Source organism: Radiobacillus sp. PE A8.2, assembly GCF_045635475.1.
GTDB lineage: Bacteria > Bacillota > Bacilli > Bacillales > Amphibacillaceae > JBJGXI01.
Map to the genome: position 1 here is coordinate 49,605 of NZ_JBJGXI010000010.1, position 21,305 is coordinate 70,909.

The 21,305-nt window shown below is 41.7% G+C and carries 18 protein-coding genes; 17 read left to right on the top strand and 1 reads right to left on the bottom strand.

Annotation, left to right across the window (positions count from 1 at the left end):
• The first annotated feature begins 76 nt into the window (after window positions 1-76).
• The 8 genes from ACI6MV_RS07520 (at window position 77) to ACI6MV_RS07555 (ending at window position 6,882) form a co-directional block, all read left to right on the top strand.
• A complete protein-coding gene (locus ACI6MV_RS07520; RefSeq protein ID WP_407269653.1) occupies window positions 77-955 on the top strand; it encodes a MetQ/NlpA family ABC transporter substrate-binding protein in 879 nt (292 codons plus the stop codon).
• Window positions 956-967: 12 nt separating this feature from the next.
• Window positions 968-2,365, top strand: coding sequence for an LLM class flavin-dependent oxidoreductase (locus ACI6MV_RS07525; RefSeq protein ID WP_407269654.1), 1,398 nt, complete (start codon window positions 968-970; stop codon window positions 2,363-2,365).
• A 120-nt stretch (window positions 2,366-2,485) separates the two neighbouring features.
• Window positions 2,486-3,460: an aldo/keto reductase gene (locus ACI6MV_RS07530; protein WP_407269655.1), complete on the top strand. Its 975-nt coding sequence runs from the start codon at window positions 2,486-2,488 to the stop codon at window positions 3,458-3,460.
• 197 nt (window positions 3,461-3,657) lie between these two features.
• Window positions 3,658-4,296 (top strand): DUF7986 domain-containing protein, encoded by a 639-nt coding sequence (locus tag ACI6MV_RS07535; RefSeq protein ID WP_407269656.1) that lies wholly within the window; start codon window positions 3,658-3,660, stop codon window positions 4,294-4,296.
• A 46-nt stretch (window positions 4,297-4,342) separates the two neighbouring features.
• A complete protein-coding gene (locus ACI6MV_RS07540; protein WP_407269657.1) occupies window positions 4,343-5,188 on the top strand; it encodes a DUF6398 domain-containing protein in 846 nt (281 codons plus the stop codon).
• A gap of 219 nt (window positions 5,189-5,407) precedes the next feature.
• Window positions 5,408-5,758 (top strand): hypothetical protein, encoded by a 351-nt coding sequence (locus tag ACI6MV_RS07545; protein ID WP_407269658.1) that lies wholly within the window; start codon window positions 5,408-5,410, stop codon window positions 5,756-5,758.
• Between the two features lie 178 nt (window positions 5,759-5,936).
• Window positions 5,937-6,566: a DUF3990 domain-containing protein gene (locus tag ACI6MV_RS07550; RefSeq protein ID WP_407269659.1), complete on the top strand. Its 630-nt coding sequence runs from the start codon at window positions 5,937-5,939 to the stop codon at window positions 6,564-6,566.
• A 22-nt stretch (window positions 6,567-6,588) separates the two neighbouring features.
• Complete coding sequence (locus ACI6MV_RS07555) at window positions 6,589-6,882, top strand: hypothetical protein (protein ID WP_407269660.1); 294 nt, start codon at window positions 6,589-6,591, stop codon at window positions 6,880-6,882.
• 265 nt (window positions 6,883-7,147) lie between these two features.
• Here the strand turns inward: ACI6MV_RS07555 and ACI6MV_RS07560 are convergent, their stop codons facing one another.
• On the bottom strand, window positions 7,148-7,930 hold the full coding sequence (locus ACI6MV_RS07560; protein WP_407269661.1) for an ion channel: 783 nt from the start codon (window positions 7,928-7,930) through the stop codon (window positions 7,148-7,150).
• Window positions 7,931-8,437: 507 nt separating this feature from the next.
• Here ACI6MV_RS07560 and ACI6MV_RS07565 point away from each other — a divergent pair.
• From ACI6MV_RS07565 to ACI6MV_RS07605, 9 genes are all read left to right on the top strand, one after another.
• Window positions 8,438-9,202 (top strand): DUF2087 domain-containing protein, encoded by a 765-nt coding sequence (locus tag ACI6MV_RS07565; RefSeq protein WP_407269662.1) that lies wholly within the window; start codon window positions 8,438-8,440, stop codon window positions 9,200-9,202.
• Between the two features lie 265 nt (window positions 9,203-9,467).
• Complete coding sequence (locus ACI6MV_RS07570) at window positions 9,468-10,292, top strand: transposase (protein WP_407269663.1); 825 nt, start codon at window positions 9,468-9,470, stop codon at window positions 10,290-10,292.
• Window positions 10,293-10,407: 115 nt separating this feature from the next.
• Entirely contained in the window at window positions 10,408-10,890 is a 483-nt protein-coding gene (locus ACI6MV_RS07575) for a hypothetical protein (RefSeq protein ID WP_407269664.1), read from the top strand.
• Between the two features lie 339 nt (window positions 10,891-11,229).
• Window positions 11,230-12,693 (top strand): polysaccharide deacetylase family protein, encoded by a 1,464-nt coding sequence (locus tag ACI6MV_RS07580; RefSeq protein ID WP_407269665.1) that lies wholly within the window; start codon window positions 11,230-11,232, stop codon window positions 12,691-12,693.
• A gap of 362 nt (window positions 12,694-13,055) precedes the next feature.
• The gene (locus tag ACI6MV_RS07585; protein WP_407269666.1) at window positions 13,056-14,501 is read left to right on the top strand and encodes a polysaccharide deacetylase family protein; all 1,446 of its coding nucleotides are present in this window, start codon (window positions 13,056-13,058) and stop codon (window positions 14,499-14,501) included.
• 24 nt (window positions 14,502-14,525) lie between these two features.
• Window positions 14,526-15,839 carry a nucleotide sugar dehydrogenase gene (locus ACI6MV_RS07590; protein ID WP_407269668.1) on the top strand — a complete coding sequence of 438 codons (1,314 nt, stop codon included), beginning with the start codon at window positions 14,526-14,528 and terminating at the stop codon, window positions 15,837-15,839.
• 231 nt (window positions 15,840-16,070) lie between these two features.
• Window positions 16,071-17,939, top strand: coding sequence for a glycosyltransferase (locus tag ACI6MV_RS07595; protein ID WP_407269670.1), 1,869 nt, complete (start codon window positions 16,071-16,073; stop codon window positions 17,937-17,939).
• A 285-nt stretch (window positions 17,940-18,224) separates the two neighbouring features.
• Window positions 18,225-19,922, top strand: a complete 1,698-nt coding sequence (locus tag ACI6MV_RS07600) for a polysaccharide deacetylase family protein (protein ID WP_407269671.1) — start codon at window positions 18,225-18,227, stop codon at window positions 19,920-19,922.
• Window positions 19,923-19,944: 22 nt separating this feature from the next.
• Window positions 19,945-21,078 (top strand): glycosyl hydrolase family 18 protein, encoded by a 1,134-nt coding sequence (locus ACI6MV_RS07605; RefSeq protein ID WP_407269673.1) that lies wholly within the window; start codon window positions 19,945-19,947, stop codon window positions 21,076-21,078.
• The last annotated feature ends 227 nt before the right edge of the window (window positions 21,079-21,305 follow it).

Sequence of the window (21,305 nt, forward strand, 5' to 3'; positions counted from 1 at the left end):
GCACGGTATTAGAACTTTGCATCAGAAAGTAGAAAGTTTACAAAAACCAACTTGATTAATAAGGGAGATATGAAAAATGAAAAAAACACTATTTACGATTGTTACGATTATTGTATTGGCGCTTTTAACGGCATGTGCTAGTAGTTCAGGTAAAGAAACAGAAACGGTGAAAATTGGCGTTACAGCAGCAGATGGTCCAGTTTGGGAGCTAGTCAAAAAGAAAGCCGAAGAAGAAGGCATTGAAATTGAACTAGTCGAGTTCTCGGATTACATTCAGCCAAACAATGCGCTTGTTAATGAAGAAATTGATATGAATTCGTTTCAGCACCTTGCATTTTTAGGACCATTCATGGCGGAATATGATTTAGATAACATTGTGGCAATTGGCTCAACGACGATTAACCCGACAGGACTGTATTCGGATAAATACACGGATATTGAGGAAATTCCGGACGGCTCGCTGATTGGTGTTTCCGATGATCCGGCTAATCTAGGCCGTGGCTTGAAGCTACTTGAAGCGGCAGGATTGATCAAAATAGATGAAAGTGCAGGCATTTATGGTACACCAGAAGATATCGTGGAAAACCCTAAGGGACTAGAATTTAGCACAATGGTTTCCCAGCAAACCGCACGTGTACTTCCGGATGTGGCAGCATCTTTGATCAACAGTGGGATTGCTGGTCAAGCTGGCTTGAAAGTGGATGACGCGATTATTTATGACGATCCATACAGCGAGGAAGCACGACCGTATATTAACGTGTTTGCCGTCCGTACTGAGGATAAGGACAACGAAACGTATCAGGCAATTGCGAAGCTTTACCAGGATGCAGATGTGCAGGAGGCAGTCAAACTTGATACGAGCGGTGCCAGTACCGTAGTTGATATACCAGTGGAACAATTACAGGAAACATTAGATAAGCTAATTGCAGACGTAAAAGCGGCAAACGCAGAATAGGAGGTCCCGACCATGACAAAACAAATCCGCCTAAATGCATTCGACATGACAAGTGCGATGCATAATTCCCACGGGCTGTGGAAGCATCCGGACAACAAGAGATACGAGGGTTATAAGGATTTAGATTATTGGATTGAATATGCGAAGCTTTTGGAAAAAGGAAAATTTGATGCTGTTTTTTTTGCTGATGTGCTGGGTATCTATGATGTGTACCGGCAAAGTAAAGCCCCGTCGATTCGTGAGGGGGTGCAGGTGCCGGTCAATGACCCGGCTTTGATTGTACCGGCGATGGCTAGTGTCACCAAGCACCTCGGCTTTGCCGTTACCGTCAGCACAACGTATGAGCATCCGTTCGGTCATGCTAGACGGTTCTCGACGCTCGATCATCTAACGAAAGGCAGAGTGGCATGGAATATTGTCACCTCTTATCTACCGAATGCTGCCCGTAATTTTGGCCTATCAGAAATGATTAAGCATGACGAGCGCTACGAATTGGCGGATGAATTTCTCGATGTTTCCTACAAGTTGTGGGAAGGTAGTTGGGAGGATGATGCCATCCAAGTTGACGTTGCCAATGATAGATTAATTGATCCGGAAAAAGTTCATGAGATCAATCACCGTGGAAAATACTTTTCAGTCGAAGGACCGCATCTTAGTGAACCATCGTTGCAGCGGACACCAGTGATCTATCAAGCAGGTACATCCGAGCGCGGCAGAGATTTTGCGGCAAAGCATGCGGAGTGTGTTTTCGTTGGAGGTTCACCGGAAAAAATTCGTGCAGCGATTAAAGACATTCGCGCTCGTGCTGAAAAATACGGGCGCAACTCCGAGCACATTAAGGCGTTCACGTTCTTGAATGTCGTTGTTGCAGAAACAACCGAGCAAGCGGAGGAGAAATATGAGGAGCTAGCGCAATACTGGAGTGGGGAAGCGGCAAAAGCACAATACGGCGGTTCGAGTGGCTATGATCTAGCGCAGTATACCGATCTAGACAGTCCGTTTGAATATAAGCATACCGAGCACGGCCAATCGCGCGCAGCATCACTGACCAAAGACGCTCCGAAAAAGTTAACGATTCGCGAGGTTTTAAGCGGCTTCGATACACCGAATCGCAAAAATGTACTCGTCGGCAACCCAACCGAAGTAGCCGACGCTATCCAGTTTCAATTTGAAGAAAGCGGCATTGATGGTTTCAACCTAGCCCACCTTGTCACACCAGATAGTTTGCGCGATTTTATTGAACTCGTTGTCCCAGAGTTGCAAAGACGTGGCATTTACAAAACAGATTACGAACAAGGTACACTCCGTGAAAAACTGTTTGAACACGGCAGCAAACTTTTGCCTGAGGACCACCCAGGAAGTAAGTATCGTAAAGGGGAACGCGGGGTCAGTTCTTCCGTTCCGCTTTAGCCTGGGGGACGTGGGGAACGAAGGGTCAGTTCTCCTGTTCCATTTTAGCCTTATTCGCATGAATTATTACTGGGACAAGGAAACTAACCCTCAGTGTCACCTAACTATAGGAGGTTAATTATGAACTATAAAACAATCGCCGACACAGGCATTCACGTATCTGAGCTATGCTTTGGTACGATGTCATTTGGTGGAAATGCCGACGAAGCGGAGTCGAAGAAAATGTTCGATCGATGTCGGGAAGCAGGTATCAACTTTTTTGATACGGCTGATGTGTACAGCGCTGGTAGGTCAGAAGAGATTTTAGGAAGATGCATTGCAGATTGTCGAGATGAGTTAGTGTTGTCATCTAAATTTGGCATTCCAACCGGAGACGATCTCAATTCCCGTGGTGCGTCAAGAAGACATGCGTTTCTAAGTATTGAAAAAACGCTAAAGCGACTAAATACAGATCGGATCGAGTTTTACTTTGTCCATCGGTTTGATCCTTATACCGATATTGAGGAAACCCTCGTTGCACTGGATGACCTGCAACGACAAGGAAAAATACTATATCCTGCTGTCAGCAACTGGGCCGCATGGCAAATTGCCAAAGCACTCGGTATATCGGAACAAAAAGCACTAGCGAAATTTAAGCTGATTCAGCCGATGTACAATCTAGTAAAAAGGCAGGCGGAAGTGGAAATTCTACCTCTGGCACAAGCCGAAAATGTGGGTGTTGTCAGCTACAGTCCACTAGGCGGTGGCTTGCTAACAGGGAAGTACGGTGAAAATAAGAAGCCGAGCACAGGAAGGCTCGTCGATCAGGAAAACTATCAATTGCGCTACGAACAAGCAAACTATTACAGCACTGCTGATCGGTTCATCGATTATGCAAAAACACATAACTACGATCCCGTATCACTAGCTGTGGCTTGGGTTCGGAGCAATCCAGCAATCACGGCGCCAATTATCGGTGCGAGAAATGTAGAGCAGCTTGAACCTGCTTTGCGATCTATAGATATCACGTTAGATCAAGACCAATGGGAGGAAATCGCAGCACTATCAGTTGCACCACCGCTGGCGACGGATCATGGGAAGGAAGAGAATAGGTGAAACAAGGGGTCAGTTCTCCCGTTCCACTTTAGCTTTCTCCCCAATTGAAAAGAGTTGTTTCTTAAATATGGAACGAGGAACCTGACCCCTCGTTCCCCTCGTTCCACCAAGCGTGGTTACCCACAGTGGCGTTTTTAACCGGAAATTCTTATAATGGTACAAGGAGACAGGTGTCTAGTTCCAGAAAGGGTGATTGTGTGGATTTGTTAAAAAGGTATAAGGAATATAGAAAGATAATGGTTCAATTACACGGGAACATTTTAAATGATTATGTTAGGGAAGATGATATTAAGAGGGCGGCACAGTTATTTGGTATGGTGGAAAATAACAACATTGTACTAGAGTCGCCGATTGAAAAAGATGCGTTGATGGATTTCAATGTATATGAGAGATTCAATCAAGGAGACAGCAATCTGTTTGCATACATAAATTCACGTCCTGATTTAACGGATGATGAACGAATTATTTTAAAAGCGATGAAAACAGCAGATACACAACTCTATGAGGTTGTGGAAATAGATAAACAGAAAGGAATCTTGTTGCTAAGAAACAGTATTTCTCCCGATAATACGATAACGTTAGTGGACAATGGGATGAGTGGAAGTTTACATGCGAACACGTTATTGTTTACCAGGTTGGTCCACTTTGATGATTTTAGCATGACTTCCGGATTGTTTTTCTGCTTCTCAAAGGATCATGAGAGATATTTAATAAAAAGAAGTCGCAAATTAATGAAGAAAATAAATAGTGGTGAAGAATCAATAGACAGATTCATCGCTTTTTTCACCTTGAATAGAAAAGATGGACTTCCAGCAATATTCGAAGAGGTAAATTAACCTGTACAAGGGGACGGATCGATTGTACGAGAACGGATGATTCATAGTGGTGGACGCTAAGGAAAAGCTTAAAGAAAAGAAAGTGAAATTGATAGAGTTAACAACAGGTTTTAGTCAGCAATATTTAAATGAAGAATATAATGTGGTGATAGAGCAACTGGTTCAAAAAATGGCAAGGAAGCGGGATGTCCCTTTCCAAAGTGGAAAAATAGAAATTTGGGCTGCAGCTGTGATTCATGCATTAGGTACTGTGAATTTTTTGTTCGATAAAGCTAATGAGCCATATGCGTCTGTTACAGACATTTGTGAATTTTTCGGCACCAAACAAAGTACGACAACGCAAAAATCAAAAAAGATAAGAGATATGTTTAACATGACGTACTTTGATGATCAATTTGCGATCAAAACGATGAAAGAGCAAAATCCTTTTGATAATATAACCATGATAAATGGCTTATCTGTACCGCAAGATATGGTTATGACTCCCAAGCCAGTTGAATTGGAAGATTGGGAAGTAAGTGTAGCGCATCTACTAGATATCCCGAATCTAGTGAAAGGGAAAACGTATAACGAAAGTGATCTTTTCGATCTGCTAGCGGTGACTAATGAAAAGTTAGAAATATTTTACGGCTATTTGCAAAATCATTTGTCGTTTCCTTTTTCGGCAACCTATCAACAAGACGTAGGTCCGTTATCGGTAGCAGAATATGATGTTAATTGTCTTCGGTTGGATCAAATCATGGAGTTTGATGAATTTTATGGCATATACATTGAGTGCAGGCAAGAGAGAAAAAAAGTGACTGTTACCTTAGCAGAAATTGAGGTCGATGAAGAAAATCCAAACTATGCGCTCATACAATTGTATCAAGCTTGGTTTTGGAAATATCGGTAGAGTTGGGAAACGAGGGGTCAGTTCTCTCGTTCCACTTTAGCTTTCTCCAATTGAAAAGAGATGATTTCTTAAATATGGAACGAGGAACCTGACCCCTCGTTCCACCCAAAAGTGAAACGAGGGAACTGACCCCCTGTTTCACCCACCCTGTTTCACCCTGTTTCAGTAACACCTCTCCTTTTAGGTGAATATCATGATTCTGAAAGGGGAGGTTTCACTATGTATGAGGATCACAATCAATTTGATGATACTAGGAATTTACATGATCAATGCAAAAAAATGATGTATTATCATGTAACCATAACGATGCATGACGGTAATACTTTAGATGGGATTATCGAAAATGTAGAGAGGGACAATGTTACGGTGCTTGTTGGAGAAGATGTGATGGAAAATAATGAAGATATGCGATATGGTGGTTATGGTTTCGGAGGGCCTAGAAGAAGGTATCGACGCTTCAGACGCCGTCAGTTCCCGCTTGCAGGCTTAACAACACTGGCATTATTGCCTTACCTTGCGCAGCCATACCCGTATTATCCATCGCCGTATCCTTATTATCCGTATTATTAATTAGAGGAGAGCTATCAATTATGATGGCTCTTTTTTATTTATTGGGTAGAAGATTAGATATGTAAATTCGAGTCAGCATCTTTGCTACTCTTGATTATATCGCTCTATAGGCAATAGATATAAATATTATTAATTGTTATAATATTCTAATAGTGCATGGTAAGAGGAGATGAATTTTTTGAATTATACATATCCTACTAGTGATGTTAATTTAAAGATACCCAATGTGGTTATTCATGGAACAACTAATATTGGAGCAAAACTTATTAAAAATCATGGAATACTTGAAAGAGGTTTTAATCCTTTAGGATATCAAAAAAAGCCCTCTTCTTTGGATTTTGGCGAAGGATTTTACTGTACTTATAATAATATAGCAACATGTGTACAACAAGTGAATAAACTTTCCGAAACAAGAGCGAAAAACTATTCAGCTAAACCGGTTATTCTTAATATTGAAGTGGATCAACTAATAAATAGTGATACCAGTTTGAGGTGTGTATATTTTGATGGGAAGAATGATGGTTTAGACTGGGCAAAGTTTATAGTGCATCATCGTGTAAACAAAGACAAGAGGTATTGTTTCAAAGAACCTTGTGAAAAACACCCTGATATTATGATTGGTCCTGTAGCAGATAGGAAATATATAACAGCTCTAGCTCATGGAGTTAAATCTCATTCTGAATTAATATATTTTTATAAAGAAATTAAAAAAGCTCCATGGTTTCCGCAGTATAAGCAAATTGTGTTTAGTGGGAGAGTTCTTAAATATTTAAGGCCATGTTTTAATAAACCTTATTCTGGTATATAATTGACCTAAGGTGGTGAGTTTGATGATGAATAATAAAGAAGCTCGAATAAAGACGGTTGAATTAGTAAAAGAAAGTTTGGCTGAATTAATTCAAGATAATGGTATTTGTGGAGAAGATGATTCGAAGGAATACGCGGAGATGCTCTTTAATGACTACAAGGAACATTTTAATTCCATCATGGAAATGCCTTATGGTAGTAACCTTCCACCTGAAGAAATTGCTGAAGGTATTCTATATAAGCACGTCTCGAATTTATCGTCAAATGAAAGTAATCGAGCTTCACTATTCAATTATCAGTCGACGGAATTTAAGTAATAAGGCATCTATACAAGACTAAGTATAGATGTCATTTTTTAATTGATATATAAATTTTTACAAGTGTCCAGCTCCGAGCGCCAGAAACTAGGCGACTTCGCGAATCGCCTTACGATAAGTCATTATCGATTCAGGTTTTATGGAAGGTCGACTAAAAGCGGACTCGTGGTCCAACGCCGACATACCCCTATGCGGGGCATGATTCCTTTATCTCAGTCGCTACGTTTCTCGGGCGGTACTTTGCGCTTTTCTTATCCTTGTTGTATCAATTTACCTTTTTCTCCGCCGGCCAACTCCTAGCATCTGCTTCAACCATACCTAATAACTTTTTTCTGCGATCCTTAAGTTGAGTTAAGCTACTTTCAAATGCTTCATTAGAGACTGTAGGTAATTTTGTAGCTCGAAGCGTATTTAAATCCGGTGCTGGGGGCGTGTTGTTAGTTGAGTTGATACATGCCGCGTTAAGCGTTTCTAGGTAACTATGCACACTTGAGCGTGCTTCTTTAATCCACACCTTGTTGGGCTGGTAATTCTCAGGAACACCGAATGTGAATATCGTTAAGGCTTCATCAAAAATGGCCACTGCCACAGTGGAAGCTTGCGCTGTTTTTTCGCTATGAAAGTAATGCAGTATTGGATATGCTTTATGTTGTTGAGTCAGTTTAGTTAGCTGTGTTGCATGATCCTTTAAAAATAAATCAATGTTACAAAAATCAGTACCATTCCACCCGTTTTTCACAATAGTCTCCCCGTTTGTAGCTTGTCCGCTTATATTTTCTGCAAAAGCACGTTTAAGTGTTACTGCTTCCACAACAGAAAGTACATACGAGACTCCAAATGTAATAAACAGCATCCCGCTCCCAGATGCAACCGAAGTAGCGATTTGCCAAAACCCGTCTTTTGGAATAAAATCTCCTATTCCCAATGTAAACAGTGTGAAAGCGGTAAAGTAGATTTTATCTGACCAAGATATAGGTCCCCTATTCTGTGTATCTATAAGAGATGTTTCATCCCCTGCAAAGAATAGTGTCCACCCGGCCCAAATCAATACAACCCACATAAGAAGCGTCAATATTAAAATGATAGGTCCCGAAAGACTTAAAAGCTTTGTGTTATCCCTACATATTTTGCGAAGTCCCCTCCAGCAAAATGCCGTAAAGCGTGTGGAAAGTGGACCTGATGCGCCATCGACCCATAAGGTTGTCCAAAATATGTCAATGAAGGTCACTATGAGAATTATAGCGCCTATAATAAGGTAAACTGTATTCAATTAATTTATCCCTCCCTTTTAAAACAGAAGCAGCGCACGCTATATGCCGTATTGGTAATCAGCACTATTTTTTTCTACGCTAGCCTCTAATTGAAGGCAGTTATTTAGATATAAGGCCACTTCTAAAAAATAAATCAGTGTTGTTTACCCCTCTATATAAAAAGTAAACATTAGTGCTTTTTCTTAAAATTAAGTTTTAAATGCATTGCTATAGGTATTGCGATAAAATAAACAATAAGGTAAAATGTTTATTATAAAACAAACGAATGATGGTGATGTTTACTAATGGGGACTGAAAAACGTTTTTGGAATGCAACCATCGAGGAACTATCGAATGGCTATGTTTACAATGACGCCAATGATCAATATGTTTGCCTGCTTTGCAACGAAGCTTTTGAAGATGGGATTATTTATCCAATCGATGGCACATTGTATGAAGCAAAAAAAGCCATTGTCCGTCACATAACGGATGCTCATACATCTGTTTTTGATTATTTGATGCGTTTGGATAAAAAATATACAGGGTTGTCTGAGCACCAAAAAGAATTACTCCACTATTTCAAGCAAGGGTTAAGTGATAAAGAAATCGTCAAGGAACAGGACGGAGGCAGTCCATCAACGATTAGAAATCACAGATTTAAGCTGAAAGAAAAGGAAAAGCAAGCAAAGGTGTTTCTTACTATTATGGATTTACTGCAGAAAAGTACGGACCAAAAGAAAGATGATAAATTTATTAATTTTCACAAGGGGGCAAAGATGGTGGATGATCGTTATGCAATCACAGAAGAAGAAAAGGAAAAAGTCTTGTCAACCTATTTTAAACAAGGGATCGACGGCCAATTAGCTACATTTCCAAGTAAGGAAAAACGTAAAGTAATCGTACTACAAAATATTATCAATCGTTTCGAAACAGGCATCACTTACTCAGAAAAAGAAGTAAATGAAATATTAAAATCAATATACAGTGACTTTGCAACAATTAGAAGATACCTAATTGAATATGGATTCATGAAGCGAAGTAAAGATTGCACAGCGTATTGGATAGAATGAAACAAGGGGTCAGTACTCCCGGGGGGAACGAGGGGGGGAACGAGGGGTCAGTTCTCTCGTGCCGCTTTAGCTTTATTCAATTAAAAAGAGGAATTTTTAAACAAATGTTGAATTAGTATCATATCACAATCTCCATTCACCACCCAGTTTATATCCCACCGTTCACCATTTCTTTTCACTTTCTACTTTCTTTAAAAGGCTTGCGAAGCTCCATAGTTTCAACTAACTACTCTCTATAAAATAATTAAAAAACGAGGTGACGCTCATGCCAAGACCTCCCAGAAGGATAAGTACAAATGGTATATATCATATCATGATTCGTGGGATTAATAGGCAGACTATTTTTGAAGATGATCAGGACAGGCGAAGGTTTATCGACACGATCCGTCGATATAAAGACGTTTGCAAGATAAAGGTTTACAGTTATTGCCTGATGGACAATCACATTCATTTGTTACTAAAAGAAACAGAAATCCCGGTGTCAAAGGCTGTGCAAAGGATAGGTGCTAGTTATGTGTACTGGTACAATAACAAATATGAACGATCGGGACATTTATTCCAGGGGCGCTATAAGCGCGAGAACGTAGAGAATGTTCGCTATTTCCTAACGGTACTTCGTTATATTCACCAAAACCCCGTAAAAGCAGGATTAGTAGATAGTGCTTTTGATTGCAAATGGACAAGTATAAATGAATACCTAGCGGGAACGGGTGGAACGAGGGGTCAGATCTATTGTGCCAATGGAACGACAAACCTGACCCCGCGTTCCCCTAGTTTCGTTGACATTGATTTCGCTCTTCAATTATTCTCCTCAGATAGAAAAAAGGCCCTCCAACTATTTTCCGATTATATGCAAAGATCAAATGATGACGATTGTTTAGACGATCATGTGAAAAGGAAAGTTTCTGATGATGAAGTCCGAGCCTATCTGAAGCAGATGGGGGTTCTAAATAACAGTGCGCTGCAACAAATGAGAAAACAGCAAAGAAATGAGATTCTCTTAGAATTAAAAAAAGTAGAAGGCGTATCACTGGGCCAACTGGCTAGGATTACAGGGATATCGAAAAGTGTCATTTTCCGAATTCGGTGATGGTGGAGTGGAACGAAAGATCTGACCCCTCGTTCCCCAAAAAACATATATTCGAATCTGGCGGAATCAATTATAATTAAGTCTGTTCGTATAATAAATTGAAATGAGGAAGAAGATGAAGAAGCTATTATTTTCTTTAATTGGTATTATTCCGGTGGCAATCGGGGGGTATTTCTTGTTCCAAGCGTTTTTCGGTAATTCTGATGTAATGATGACGTATTTGGAGGAAACGAATCCATTAACAGATAGCTATAATGCGCTGGTGGATGAAGAAATGGTACTTGTGGAAAACGGTAGTGAAGAAGAGCTCACAGTATATACAGAGGATACATTAATCCCTGGACTAGAGGAAGTTCTAGCTGACACAAAAGCATATGGGGACAAAATTGAAGAAGAAGAATTAAAGACAGTGCACGATATAGATGTACAATCAATCGAAAAATACATTGAAGCAGAGTACGCATGGTTAGAAGGCGACTATGAAACGTCGGATGCATTATTCGCTCAATCAGAAGCATTAATTGTGCAGTTTGAGGATGAACTTAACAGCTTGGCGAGTAAATGGGGCGTCGAGATTGAATGGGATGCAGAGGAATAATCGATAGTAAAGGAAGAGCCGGCATATTTGCTGGCTCTTTTAGTGAAACAAGGGGTCAGATCTCTCGTTCCACTTTAGCTTTATTGAATTGAGTGAAACAAGGGGTCAGATCTCTCGTTCCACTTTAGCTTTATTGAATTGAAAAGGGAAGTTTTTAAAATATGGAACGAGAAACCTGACCCCGCGTTCCCCCGCGACCGAATATGGAACGAGGAACCTGACCCCGCGTTCCGAATTATGTTGCGGAGGAGTGTTGTTTATTTGTATACTAAAAGTGATAGTTTTTTAGAGGTGATAGATACTACTTTAGTTATACTGCCATAATAGAAGGGGAGAATTATGGAAAAGAAACGACCTTTGACTAGTGGAGTATTTCAGGGATTAAGGATGGTGTACATATTTGTTGCCTCTATCTTAGTCTTATTCATGTCGGCTTGCTCTGCGAACCAGGCAACGGTTGATCAATCGTTGCCAGTGCCGGAAGACCCTTATAAATCGATTGCCCCGTATGAGGGGGAGATGAGTAAGGAAGTGCACTCTGTTTATACGGGTAAAAAAGAAGTGGCACTTACATTTAGTGGTCTTGGTGATAAACAAATGATAATACAGCTTTTGGACCAACTGGATGCGAACAATATGAAGGCGACTTTTTTTGTTCAAGGTGTTCGGGTTGCGGAGGATCCGGAGCTTGCCCGAGAAATTGTTGCTCGTGGCCATGAAATAGAGAATAACACGCTAAATCGTAGGGATATGCTTGAGTTATCGTATATTGAGACTTATCGGGAAATTGATTTATCGAATAAAATTATCGCAGAGGAAACCGGTGTTACGCCGAAATATGTTCGTACCAAATCGAATATTAATAATGATGACGTTCGCTTAGCTACCGCTCATGCAGGTCTTGATGCTGTTGTCCATTTCAGCATTAACCCACAAGATTGGGATATGAAGGATGCAGAAACGATTGCTGATCATGTAGCTACACATGCGCAGCGTGGGAGTATTATCATGTTAAATGCGGATAAAAACCCGGCAGTGATTGACGCAATTCCGCTTATCGCTACAAAGGTAAACGAACTTGGATATCAGATTGTCACGCTGAATCAATTGATGGAGCACGGGATAGAACCGAAACCATTAGAGGAAATAACAGGTTATGATGCGGTGACTACCAATGCCAATTATGAAAATGTTGAATATAATCTGTTTGATAGATTTGAAACGAAGGAAAAGCAAGTGGCGCTCACGTTTGATGATTGGGGATCTGACTATAAGGTATCGCAAATCCTTAATATCTTGGACAACTATGGGATCAAAGCGACCTTTTTCTTGCGCACAAATAATATCGAAGCCAATCCGAATCTAGCAAGAGCGATATTCGAAGCCGGTCACGATGTTGCAAATCATACGTACAGTCATCCGGATATTACCAAGCTATCGCCAGAAGCGCTTCAAGAAGAAGTGGTCCGTTCCCACCAAATTCTTACCAAAGCGATTCAAGCGCAGCCGCTGATGGTGTTCCGTCCACCTTATGGAACTGTAGATGAACAATCAGCTAGAGCTGTTGCGGCGACTGGTTACAAACACATTGCATTGTACGATGTGGACAGTGAAGATTGGGTCGAAAATACAACGGCAGAACAAATCGAGACAAAAGTGCTCAATGAAGCGAAAAGTGGCAGCATCATTTTGTTACATTTGTTAGATGATATGGAAACCTCTGATGCACTGCCGACGATCATCGAAACGTTACAGCAAAGAGGATTTTCTTTCGTTAAGCTATCTGAGGTAATTGATTTGTGATCGGGAACGCGCACAGCGTCAAATCCGAATAGCGAATAATAAAGATAATAACTGTGGTTTGCTGTCGAAATGAGTAGAAAACTAGTAAATAAACGGCAATCTTTTGTTGTAATTAATGAAGGAAAATAATACTAGAGATTGTTCAAAAAGTCCCATTTCTGTCAAGGTGATTACCGAGGTAGCCTATCAACATCGAATATTAGATTCGGCCTAAAAATCCGGTCATCACGTAGGTTCTGTCTACGCTCGGTATTCTTTTTCTAGTTTCATTCAGTCTTGTCGGTGCTAAAAACGGAACTTTTTGAACACGCACTTATATAAAAACAACAAGCAAACGAGATAGTTTTTAAAGGAGAATTAATATGATCCAGTTGCGCCCGACTCATTATACGCATTTATCTTATATATTAATCTTTATTGTGATTGCACTCTTTCTAAGCGCGTGCTCTAGTAGCACAACTGGAGAATATACCGACGTTCAGCCGGAGAATACAGATAACATAGCGCATGAACCAGGAGAAATGAGTAGAGAAATTCCATTTGTATACACAACGAAAAGACAGCTGACGATTACTTTCAATGGTATGGGTGACGCTGACATGATGTATCGCATATTGGATCAACTCGGTGAACTAGGCATAAAAGCGACCTTCTTTCTACCGGGTATGCGTGTTGCAGAAGAGCCGAATATTGCTAAAGAAATTGTAGCCCGTGGTCATGATGTCCAAAACAACACGTTAAACCGCAACGACCTCACCAAGCTCTCCTATGATGAAATCTACCAAGAAATTAACTTAGCAAACGAAGTAATACAAGAAAAAACAGGCGTCACCCCGAAATACATTCGCACGAAATCAGGCGAATATAATGATGATGTTCGACTTGCCGCTACCGAAGCGGGACTTGATGCGGTTATATATTACAGTGCCAACCCACAGGATTGGGATATGAAAAGTGCCGAGGCGATTGCTGATTATGTCTCTAAATATATTACCCGTGGTGGCATTATTACGTTAAACGCAGACATCAATCCGGCTGTTGTTGATGCGCTCCCGCTTATATATGACCAAGTAAAAGATACTGGCTATGAGCTGGTGACGTTAAGCCAACTAGTAGAAGAAGGTAGCGAACGTAAACCGCTGGAAGAAATAGAAGGCTATGATGCGGCCCAAATCAATCCCAATTATGATGCGGCTGAGCCAGAAGTGATAGAGTTGCTAGATCAAAACAAAAAGCAAATTGCACTGACATTTGATGACTGGGGAAGAGATAAGCGGATCACGAGAATTCTCGATATATTAGCAGAACAAAATGTAAAAGCAACCTTTTTCTTACGTGCCGATGGTGTGGAAGCAAACCCGAACTTAGCAGCAGCAATCGAGGCTGAAGGGCATGATATTGCTAACCATACGTACAGCCATCCTGTTTTAACGGGAATGGCTCAGGACAAAATTCAGCAGGAAATTGTCAAGGCGCACCAAGTGTTAACTTATGCGTTACAAAAACAGCCGTTAATGATATTCCGACCACCTACTGGGGAGATTGACGAGCCGTCAGCACAAGCGATTGCGGCAACCGGCTATAAAAAAATTGTTCTGTATGATGTAACGACGTTGGATTGGGATGTGAATCACCATGCCGACCATATTATTAATGGATCACTCGAGCAAACGAAGAACGGTAGTATTATCTTGTTGCACTTGCAGGATGAACTGTATACCGCTGATGCATTGCCGACGATCATAACGAAATTAAAAAGCAAAGGTTATGAATTTGTTTTATTGTCAGATGTACTAGGCTTAAACTAACCTGCTCTTATAAGGATGAGTATAATGGAATTGTTCGATAAAATTAATCAAAGAAGTGCGAAGATAGCGATCATAGGTTTAGGGTATGTTGGCCTACCACTGGCGGTTGCATTTGCTAAAAAAGCAGAAGTGATTGGCTTTGACGTTGACGAGCAAAAAATCAAAGACTATAAAAATGGGATTGATCCGACTGGTGACACAGGAACGGAGGCGATTCGAGAGTCACCGATGGAATTTACGGCAGATGAAAGCCGTCTAACCGAAGCGAGTCTTTACATTGTGACTGTACCAACACCGATAAATATCGATAAAGTACCAGATTTACACTATGTGGAAGCAGCAACTAGAACCATCGGTCGAAACATGAGTGAAGGTGCGATTGTTGTCTATGAATCTACCGTTTATCCCGGTGTTACCGAGGAAATTTGTGTGCCGATTTTAGAAGCAGAATCAGGTCTTAGCTACGGCGCTGATTTTAAAGTTGGCTATTCGCCTGAGCGGATTAATCCTGGTGATAAAATTCACCGCCTTGATAATATTATCAAAATCGTTTCCGGTATGGATGAGGAAACGTTGGATACGGTAGCGAGCATTTACGAACTGATTATCGAAGCAGGTGTGTATCGTGCCGAAAGCATCAAAATTGCTGAGTCTGCGAAAGTAATCGAAAATGCCCAGCGTGATATTAATATTGCGTTTATGAATGAGCTGTCAATGTTGTTTAACAAAATGGGTGTGGATACACAAGCGGTACTAAGGGCGGCGGGAACGAAGTGGAACTTTCTTGACTTCAAGCCTGGTCTCGTTGGTGGCCATTGCATCGGCATTGATCCGTATTATTTAACGTATAAGGCGGAAGGCACTGGCTATCATTCTAAAATTATTCTTGCCGGACGTCACGTCAATGATGCGATGGGTAAATATGTCGCTAGTGAAATTATTAAAATATTAGTTAGGCAAAAAGAAGATATGAAACATTTGAAAATTGGTGTGCTCGGTGTTGCATATAAGGAAAATTGTCCCGATATTCGCAATTCAAAAGTGATCGACATTATTAATGAATTAACGGAATATGGGATTACGACGGTTGTCGCTGATCCGGTTGTTAATGCGCAGCACGTCACGCACGAATACAATCTCGACATGGTCGACATCTCGGAATTGAAAGATGCAAATGTGATTGTGCTTGCTGTGCCACATGCGCAATTTGCCAGCATGCAATCGTCCGATTTTAAGCCACATTTCACGACGGATCAGAAACGAATTTTCATCGACATCAAAGGCTTCTACAATAAAACTGATTTCGAAAATGAAGGCTACTATTATTGGAGTTTATAAGTGCGTGTTCAAAAGGTTCCTTTTTTACACCGAGAAGATTGGATGAAGTTAGAAAAAGAGGACCGGAGACAGAACCTACGTGAGGATCCGATTTCGGCTGGATCCACTATTCGATGTTGATAGGCTGCTTGCGTAATCATTGTGATTAATTGGGACTGTTTGAATCACCTCTATAAAATGATTGTTGTGAATGCTGTTTATCCACTCAAATCAAGATAGGAGAGGGTGTCGATGACTCGTAAAAAGAATAAGCGTAATCGTAATCGAGAGGTGCTAACAGAAATAAAGTCAGACCGCAGAATTCTATCCAAAGTACCGGATCCAGAGCAAATGCGTTTGTCTGCTGATCGGCGTACGATTAGTCGTCAGCGATATAATGAACTGAACAGTGTGGCGCGTGATGCGAAAGACAAACACGATTTTGGTGTGCGCTATAACGCTAATTTTCGTGTCAATATCGCTACGATAGGCAAACGCAAGCTGGATGCACGAGTGACCGATATTTCCGTTAGCGGCATGCTCGTTGAACTACCTGCCGATCGTTCGAATCTCAATTTAGGTGACAAGGTTCATCTTCGGTTTAAAATTCCGCCAGGCACGATGCCGGAAGGGTTTGAAACGAACGTGAAGATGTCGGCCACTGTTGTCCGTACGTTCACAGAAGAGCGTTCTGGTATTGAAAGGAGAATGATCGCCTTTGAATTCAGCGTGCCACTTTATAAATATGTGAAGCGAAAGCGTTGGGGCTTATCTATTTCAGCGGCGAGCTTACTCTTGCTGATGGCTTCTGTCGTGATCGTGTTGATGCGTGTCGAGTCGATGATTTATTTAAAATATAATTACACGTTGTACTTGTACAGTATTATTGCTGCCACATTTTTATTAAGTCGTTATTTGTTTGGCGCGATGTACAAACCAGTCCCGATCAACCGGGATTTTACGCCAGGCGTGTCGATTATTATTCCGTGCTTTAATGAGGAAGACTGGATTGATCGCACGATTCTTAGCTGTATTAACCAGGAATATCCTGTCGATAAGTTAGAAGTAATCGTTGTCGATGACCAGTCTTCGGATGGCTCGGTGAAAAAAATTCGCGAAACGATTGCGCGATTGCAAAAGGAAGCAAACAGCTTTCAAACCACCGACCGGGTGCAATTAGTGGCGATGCCAGAAAACGGTGGTAAACGGGAAGCGCTCGTAAAAGGCATTGATATCGCTAAGCATGACTTGGTCGTGTTCGTTGATTCGGACAGCTTTTTGGAAAATTCAGCGATCCGACATCTTGTCCAACCGTTTCAAGATCCGCGAATGGGTGGTGTTGCCGGACGGACCGATGTGGAAAACAAATATACGAACTTTTTAACAAAGCTGCAAACGGTTCGATATTATGTTGCTTTCCGGGTGATGAAAGCGGCGGAATCGATTTTTGATAGTGTGACATGTTTATCAGGACCGCTTTCGTGTTATCGCAAAGACCTTGTCCAGCGTAATTCTAGGAAGTGGTTGGATCAAAAGTTCCTCGGACAACCAGCGACGTTTGGGGACGACCGCAGTATGACGAATTATATATTGGAAACACACCGTACCGCATATCAAGATAGCGCGATTTGCTCGACGATTGTACCGTCAAAAATGAATGTTTTTTTGAAACAACAAATGCGTTGGAAGCGGTCGTGGTTACGTGAATCACTACGGGCGGGTTCGTTTATTTGGCGCAAGGAACCGTTTATGTCGTTGTTTTTTTATATTGGTTTACTCGTGCCAATTGCAGCACCGATTATCGTGGTGCATAACTTATTTTGGGTACCAATCGTGTACGGTATTTTCCCGTCGACGTTTTTGATGGGGCTTTTGTTAATGGCCTTACTGATGAGCTTTGCGCACTTATTGTTCCGCCGCAGTAAGCTCTGGGTATTTGGACTTGTGTTTTGCTTGTTTTATGAACTCGTGCTGTTATGGCAAATGCCAGTTGCGTGGGTGACGTTTTGGAAATCAACGTGGGGAACGCGCGATACACCGCAGGACGTGGAAGCGAAGCAGAAGAAAAGTGCCAAGAGATTTGGGCTGTTTTCTAAACGAAGTCGTGCGCATATGAAATAAGTGTAAGGTGCCTAAGCTTCACGATGCTTTTTTCCTAGAACAGATAAGGAAAAGCGATTTGCTCCTCGATAAAAGTGCGTGTTCAAAAAGTTCCGTTATTAACACCGAGATGATTGGATGAAGCTAGAAAAGGACCGGAGCGTAGACAGAACTTACGTGAGGAGCGGATTTTTCGACTGCATCCAATGTACGGGGTGCGTAATCATTGTGATTAATTGGGACTTTTTGAACAACCTTTAAAAGCATACATGAACGAAAATTCTAGATAGTAAGGAATGTGGCTTGATGGTCGGTAAAAAGAATTCAAACCAAACGTTAGACTATCAAAAAAAGAATCGAAGAAAGCGCGTAAGAACCGTGCTGCAATTGCTGTTCTTACTCGCCATCTTTGGCTTACTGATTGATGTTGCGATTCATAATGAACGCTACATAGAGCCGGATAAGTCAACGTGGACGAATCGTGACGGATTTGTTGCGCTGTCTTATTTCGGTGTTAGCCGGTCTGGTACGCCAACGTTAATTTCGCGTCAGCAGCTGGACAAGCATTTCGATGCGCTGAAGGAACAAGGATACGAGACGATTTCACAGGAGGACATTCTTAATTTTTACTATAACAAAGGGACACTTCCAGACAAAGCGATCTATCTTGCGTTTGAAGATGGTCGTAACGATTCTAGTATTTTTACGCAACCGCTGTTAGAAAAGTATAATTATAAAGCGACGGTTATGACCTATGCGAACAAGTTTAATAAAAGAGAATTCAAGTTTTTACAGCCGAAAGATTTGTTAGAAATGCGAGAATCTGGTTTTTGGGAGCTTGGCAGTAATGGCTACCGGCTGACATACATTAATATCCTCGACCGTTTTGATCAGTATTTGGGTGTGTTAGATGAAGAAGATTTTCAGGATGTGCAGGCTAAATCGTACACCCACTATTTAATGGATTTTATTCGCGATGAAAATGCTATTCCAATCGAGAATCGCTCAGAGATGGAAGCGCGCATTGATGAAGATTACCGGCTCATGCATGATATATATATGGAAGCGTTAGGTTTTGTGCCACGGGTATATACCATCATGCACGCGAATGCACTGTATAATGGTATGAATCAGCTTGTTGATGATGCAAATGATGCGAATATCCGTGAAAATTTTCAACTGCATTTTAACCGTGAGGGTTTTGCCTTCAACCATAAAGCACGAGATGTGTATGATTTGACGCGTGTGCAACCGGCACCGCACTGGTCGGTCAATCATCTGCTTATGAAGTTGCAGGAAGATACGAAGCAAAAGATGAACTTTTTCCAAGGTGATGCGGACCTCGCAGCGGAATGGGAGCTTGTTAATGGCGTCGCAGAGTTTACCGGTAATAAGATTATTTTAACGTCACCCTGGAATGCAGTGGGTATATTATATTTAAAAAATAGTGACACGTTTGACCGCGATCTGACATTTCGGGTGACAACGGATAGTGTCCCAGAAGGAAAGCAGTCTGTGTATTTGCGCTATGATAAACAAGCGGACACGTACGTGCGGATTGTCGTAGAAAGTCATCAGGTGTCGGTCGTGCAAAAGCTCGCTGGTGAAGAGGAGCAGGTACTGTCGACCGCAGAAACGGCACCAACAAAACAGAAGCAGCTGGAGATTAAAATTGATGATAACCTTGTTACCGTATCGAATGACAGGCAAGTTATTTTAGAAAATATTGCAGTCGATGCTGCGCTAGCATCAGGAGGGGTCGCTTTGTCAGCCGCGCCTAAGGTGACGATTGAAGAAGATCAGGTGCTTGACGATATTTATTATAAAGGCCAGACGATTTATGATAGTGTTTATTATGATATTGAAATTGAAGCAAGTGGGGAAAATAGCGGGAAAGATCCAGAGCGATTGTTCGCAAATTCCTATAACGGCTTTGAAAAGCAGGTACATCAAGTGAAAACGTTGGTAGACCGGGTGATTGATTGGACGATTGCCACGTTCTAGGTGCATATGGGGGTTTGTGGAAATGGTAAGAGCAAGGCGGCGGAAAAAAGTGCGGAAGTTGAACAAGCTGATCATTATTCCGGCGTTGTTCGTGATTGTAGTGACGATTTGTGTTAATTTGATTTGGCAATTGGACATGCCTGACGTATTTGTTGACAGCAGTACGCGTGATTCTGGCGGTCGTGGAGCTGAGACGTTGGTAGGAGAACCAGAGCCGATGGAATTTTCTGCATGGCTCGCTGATTGGGAGTGGGCGGCAGGAATTGAAGATTTTAATATAGTATCAGAGGAAATGGCGAGCGTACAATTATTCGCTGCCTATTTTGATGAAAATAAGAAATTGTTATTAACCGATGATTTTTCCGAGATGCTGCCAAAGTTTGAAGAGGCGGTTGAAATCCTCGGTGCTGAAGAAGTCTATTTGACGGTCGTTAATGATACAGTTTTCGCTGCTGGTGGGTCGGTACAGAAAGATCCTGAATTGATTTCTGCGCTAATGAGAAATGAAGAAAGTCGAGCGAACCATATTGCAGAAATCGTGGGTCTCGTCTCGGACTATGATTTCGCTGGTGTTGAAATTGATTATGAAAAGATTCGGGAAGAAGACTGGGAGTTTGTTGTCGCTTTTTACCGGGAGCTGTATGAGGCGCTGACCGTAGCTGGGAAAGAACTACGAATTGTGCTCGAGCCAAGTGTGCCGGTGGAAAGCTTGTCGCTACCAGAGGGACCAACGTATGTGATGATGGCGTACAATTTATACGGCACCCATAGCGGCCCTGGTCCGAAAGCGGATGTTGCTTTGATTACGCAGGTTGCCGAGAAACTGCAGACGTTGGAAGGAAACCATTATTTGGCGTTATCTGCAGGCGGATTTGCGTGGAGTGAGGATGGTAGCGTTCGTGCACTAACCGAGGTCGAAGCTGCTGCATCAGCGGCAATGAGCTCAGAACCAGTGCAGCGCGATAAGGCAAGTGGCGCTGTTCATTTTACGTATGTAGATGACGCTGGACGTGAGCAAATCGTGTGGTATGCGGATGACGAGACATTTAGTAAATGGATCAAAACCGCCCGCGAGCAAGGAATTAACCGGATTGCTCTATGGCGCCTTGGTGAGATTGAAGGATCTACGTTAGATGTGTTTAATGGGATGGATTAAGGGGAACGCGGGGTCAGTTCCCATAGCCGTCAAGCTAAGCAGGAAACAAGGGGTCAGATCTCTCGTTCCCCGAAAAGGGAAATTTTTAAAATATGGAACGAGAAACCTGACCCCGCGTTCCCCGCGTACTTATCCTGATAGGAATCATCATAACAAATTTGTGAAGCATGCAGAGCAAGCAGATAATCGATCAAAAAAAGAGTCAGCACCGATGCTGGCTCTTTTCT